An 854-nucleotide genomic window follows, 5' to 3' on the forward strand; every position below is an offset into this window, starting at 1 on the left:
CGCTCAGAATTATCAAAAGCAGTTCCATCTTTCTTGTCCAATACATATTCGCCTCCTCGGTTAATTTTACCGGAGGCAGAAATTTTATTAAATTGTCTGTGTTGTGGCACTTGATATTTGGATTGTGACAGCGTATAATGTTAGGAGAGATTTTTGACACTAATCAAATATCATTTGAGCGCAATCAAGGTTTCCTCTAAAATCATTCTATCAGTGATTGGAGGGAACAACATGAATCAAAAAGTTTATGGGTATATCCGTGTATCGTCGAAAGACCAAAACGAGGATCGGCAGCGGGTCGCCATGCGGGAATTTGGAGTCCAAGACCGATATGTCTTCATAGATAAGCAGTCCGGCAAGGATTTTGAGCGCCCAGGCTATCAAACCCTGATACGTAAAATAAAACCAGCCGATATTCTTGTCATCAAAAGCATCGACCGGTTAGGACGCAATTATGAGGAGATTTTAGAACAGTGGCGCATCATCACCAAGGAGAGACAGGCGGCTATCGTTGTTTTGGATATGCCGCTACTGGATACCCGTCAAGGAAAAGACTTAACCGGAATGCTGATTGCTGACATTGTCCTGCAGTTACTCTCCTACGTGGCTCAAACGGAAAGGGAATTCATCCGTCAGCGGCAGGCCGAGGGTATTGCCGCAGCCAAGGCACGTGGAGTCAAATTCGGACGCAAACCCACTAAGCGGCCAAAGGAGTTCGCAGATGTACGTTCTGCCTGGGGAAATGGGCAAATTTCAGCACGTAAAGCTGCAGTACAACTTGGAATTACACACCGAACCTTTCTCAAATGGGCAACAGAGGATACCCCTGTCTGATGAAAAAAGTACAGGTTAGT

1 protein-coding gene is annotated in these 854 nt (G+C 45.2%); it reads left to right on the plus strand.

Annotated features, from left to right (window positions below):
• Nucleotides 1–231: 231 nt before the first annotated feature.
• The gene (locus D1641_RS18985) at nucleotides 232–834 is read left to right on the plus strand and encodes a recombinase family protein (RefSeq protein WP_160668562.1); all 603 of its coding nucleotides are present in this window, start codon (nucleotides 232–234) and stop codon (nucleotides 832–834) included.
• The last annotated feature ends 20 nt before the right edge of the window (nucleotides 835–854 follow it).

This window comes from Colidextribacter sp. OB.20 (assembly GCF_009911595.1).
In the GTDB taxonomy this organism is placed as follows: domain Bacteria; phylum Bacillota; class Clostridia; order Oscillospirales; family Oscillospiraceae; genus Lawsonibacter.

What these genes read in the sequence shown, in the direction of transcription:
- D1641_RS18985 (WP_160668562.1), top strand. Translation starts at nt 232, where the DNA reads ATGAATCAAAAAGTTTATGGGTATATCCGTGTATCGTCGAAAGACCAA.